The sequence below is a fragment of the Caulobacter sp. B11 genome (assembly GCF_002737765.1).
GTDB lineage: Bacteria > Pseudomonadota > Alphaproteobacteria > Caulobacterales > Caulobacteraceae > Caulobacter.
Genome location: NZ_PEGG01000234.1, coordinates 1 through 3495, shown reverse-complemented (window position 1 = coordinate 3495; position 3495 = coordinate 1). Strand labels below are relative to the sequence as shown.

The 3495-nt window shown below is 69.4% G+C and carries 3 protein-coding genes and 1 pseudogene; 2 read left to right on the top strand and 2 right to left on the bottom strand.

Going from position 1 to position 3495, the window contains the following annotated elements; all coding sequences use genetic code 11:
* Positions 1-116: 116 nt before the first annotated feature.
* A complete protein-coding gene (locus CSW58_RS15260) occupies positions 117-620 on the bottom strand; it encodes a thrombospondin type 3 repeat-containing protein (RefSeq protein ID WP_236627761.1) in 504 nt (167 codons plus the stop codon).
* Positions 539-1444 (bottom strand): polysaccharide lyase family 1 protein, encoded by a 906-nt coding sequence (locus tag CSW58_RS09935; RefSeq protein ID WP_236627760.1) that lies wholly within the window; start codon positions 1442-1444, stop codon positions 539-541. The genes CSW58_RS15260 and CSW58_RS09935 overlap by 82 nt, the downstream gene beginning before the upstream one ends.
* A gap of 270 nt (positions 1445-1714) precedes the next feature.
* Here CSW58_RS09935 and CSW58_RS09930 point away from each other — a divergent pair.
* Together CSW58_RS09930 and CSW58_RS09925 are read left to right on the top strand one after the other, a co-directional pair.
* Positions 1715-2799: pseudogene (locus tag CSW58_RS09930) on the top strand (methyl-accepting chemotaxis protein).
* A 77-nt stretch (positions 2800-2876) separates the two neighbouring features.
* A partial coding sequence (locus CSW58_RS09925) for a DUF2189 domain-containing protein (protein WP_099447176.1) occupies positions 2877-3495 on the top strand: 619 nt, incomplete at its 3' end.

Sequence of the window (3495 nt, the reverse complement as noted above, 5' to 3'; positions counted from 1 at the left end):
TGGCTCAATCCTCCCATTGTCTGCCCACGGCCCCGAGGCCGCTGGACGCAAGTCCTTGCCTCCGAAAGGAGGCCTGTCGAAAAGGTCGAAAGCGCAAGCTTTCGGCCTTTTTGCTTTCATCCCCGAACCTTCGCCGCATCGGCCAGGTAGAGCTCTAGGTTCGTCCAGCCCGAGCCGTCCCTGGCCGGCGCCGCGCCATCGGGCTTGTTCGGATTGAGCCCGTGCGCCGCTTCCCACGCATCGGGCATGCCGTCGCCGTCGGTGTCGACCGTCGCCTCGCCGGCCGCCAATTCAGGCCAGCCGCCGACATCCTGCTCGTTGTTGATGATCCTGCCAGTCCGGTCCCGCACCCCCGCCACGACCCGGGCGTCGACCGCGTCCCGCGCCACCGAAGCCCCGGTCTCGGCCAGCACGCGCTGATAGGCGCTGGCGGCGGGATCGGCCACGATGGGAGCGATGTCGATCGGAGCGGCCTGGCGATAGCCTTCCACCTCCAGGCCGGTCACCAGGCTCCAGGGGGCGGCCGGAACCTCGCCGTTCAGGCTGTTGCCGGCGAACCAGGCCCGGGCCAGGCTGTTGCTCTCGCTGAAGGCGATGGGCTTCTCGGAGTTGGGGCCCATGACATAGGCGTTGTCGATGAAGTTGTAGGCGACCAGCGCCGCCTTGTCGGCGTCATAGCCGGCATGGCCCTTGCCCCAGTTGTAGAAGACGTTGGAGCGGAACTCGCCGGGACGCGGCATGCGCGCCACATGGTTGGCCACAGATTGTGGTGGAAGCTGATCTTCGAGCCCCGTCCGCCGCGGATCAGGCTGCCATAGCCGTGGTCGCCCTTGGCGTGGACCGAGTGGGCCAGGCTTTCGCTGATGATCGACCACTGCACGGTCAGGTCATAAAAGCCGTTCTCGGGCGGATCGAAGCGGGCCGAGGCCGACAGGGTCTCGTCCACCGACCAGCTGGCCGAGACGTGATCCAGGATGATGCGGCGCCCCTTGGCCACCCAGATCGCGTCGCCTTCGGTCTTGCTCTCGGCGCCCAGGCGCGAGCGGATGAAGCGGATCACCACATCATCGGCGGCCACCACCAGGGTCTGGTCGCGCAGGGTGATCCCGCCGCCGGGCGCGGTCTGGCCGGCCAGGGTCACCCGGCCCTGGCTGATCTTCAGCGGCGTCTTCAGGGTGATCGTTCCGGCCACAGTGAAGATGATGGTGCGGGGGCCCTTGGCCTCGACCGCGGCGCGCAGGCTGCCCGGTCCCGAATCGTCCAGACTGGTCACCTTCAGCACCGCCCCGCCGCGGCCGCCCAGGCTGTAACGCCCCGCGCCCTCGGCTCCGGGGAAGGCTGTGACCTCCACGGCCGGCGCGGCCGACGGCGCCGTCGCGCAGGCCGGGACCGCCAACAGGCTCAGGACGACGGCCGCAATGCGCTGCGCCGAGGCGGATTTCATCAAGGCTTCCTCTCAATCTTGCGGGAAAACATGCCGGCGGCGCTCCGGAATGTCCCCCGGTGTCATTGAGGGCGGGGCGGATGAACTTCAGGGAAAGCCTGCAGAAAGACGCAAGTTTGCGCCTCTCATTCGGGCGCCGAAGCGCAGGAAAAAGCCAATCTGGGCGGCATCGCGTGGAGCCAGGCCTCAATCCCCTCGCCCCCTGATCCCGGTGCCACTATGTCGCAGGGGGGTGATTCGTCAGGTCGCCCAGTGCGACAGGGACCTTCGATGTCGGCAGTTGACGCCAGTTTGCGTCCGGAACGGATTCTGCAGCTTTCCGAGCGGCTCAGCGCCGTGGCCGGGGCCAGGATCGGCGAGATCAGCACGGTCAACCGGGCGGCCAAGATGCTGGCCATCAACGCCCTGATCGTCGCGGCCCGGGCCGGCGAGGCCGGACGGGGCTTCGCGATCGTCGCCGAGGAATTCAAGAAGATCTCCAGCCAGATCGACGAGATCACCGCCGGGCTGGAAAGCCAGGTGCGCGGCGACCTCAACGAACTGACCGCCATCGGCGGGGCGATCCTGGGCCATCTGCGCGGTCAGCGCCTGGCCGACCTGGCGCTCAACGCCATCGAGATCATCGACCGCAACCTCTATGAGCGCACCTGCGACGTGCGCTGGTGGGCCACGACAGCGCCGTGGTCGACTGCGTGGCCGAGCCGTCGAGCGAGGCCGCCCGCTTCGCCAGCCAGCGCCTGCGGGTGATCCTCGACGCCTATACCGTCTATCTGGACCTGTGGATCTGCGACGCCTCGGGCCGGATCGTCGCCAATGGCCGCCCCGACCGCTATCGCGGCGTCCAGGGCGGCTCGGCCGCCGACACGACCTGGTTCCGCGAGGCCATGCGCACGCGCTCGGGCGCGGATTTCACCGCCTGCGATATCGAACAGGTCCGCCTGCTGGGCGACGCCCCGGTCGCCACCTACGCCACCGCCATCCGGGCGGGCGGACGGGCCGACGGCCCGGTGCTGGGCGTGCTGGGCGTGCATTTCGACTGGCGTCCCCAGGCCCAGGCCGTGGTCGACGGCGTGCGCCTGACCGACGAGGAACGGGCCCGCTCGCGGGTGCTGCTGCTGGACCAGAACCACCGGGTTCTGGCCGCCTCGGACGGCCAGGGCGTGCTGACCGAGACCTTCAACCTCGACACCGCCGGCGCGGCCATGGGCAGCTATGCCGACGGCCCCAGAACCATCGCCTTCGCCCGGACCCCCGGCTACGAGACCTATGCCGGCATGGGCTGGTACGGCTGCCTGGTCCAGAGCCCGGCGGTCGAGGCGACCGAGCCCCAGCCCCGCCTGACCCGGGTGGCCTGAGCAGGACGCTTGCCAGGGTCGCGGTTCGGCGACATCCTTGACCGCAAAAGATCCTCTCAAGGACGACGGGAAACGCCATGGAAGCGACTCGCAGCCTGCCGGCCATCCGCGCGATCACGCTCGGCGCGCCGTTCACCTGGCTGGCCGCAGGCTGGCGGGACCTGCTGACGGCGCCGGGGCCGCTGCTGGCCTACGGCCTGGCGGTCGCGGTCGCCAGCCTCGCGCTCTGCTACGGGGTCTATGCCAGCAACGGGGCCTTCTGGGTCATGGCCCTGACCGCCGGCTTCGTCTTCGTCGCGCCGATTCTGGCCATGGGCCCCTATGAGGCGGGCCGGCGGATCGAGCGGGGCGAGCGGCCCGGCCTGATCCAGATCCTGGTCGTCCGGGCGGCCTTTCGCCAGGATATCGCCTATCTCAGCCTGCTGCTGGTGCTGATCTATTTCTTCTGGGGCCGCGTCGCCCAGATCGTCTACGGCCTGTCGACCTATGAGAGCCACCAGGGCGCCGCCGCCCTGGTGGCCTTCGCCCTCGGCTCCAGCGAGGGCCGGGTGATGCTGCTGACCGGATCGCTGATCGGCGGGGCCCTAGCCTTCGTGACCTACGCCCTGATGGTGGTGTCGGCGCCGATGCTGCTCAATCCGGCGGCCAGCGTGTTCGAGGCGGTGGCCACGAGCGTGCGCGCCGTCAACGCCAAAC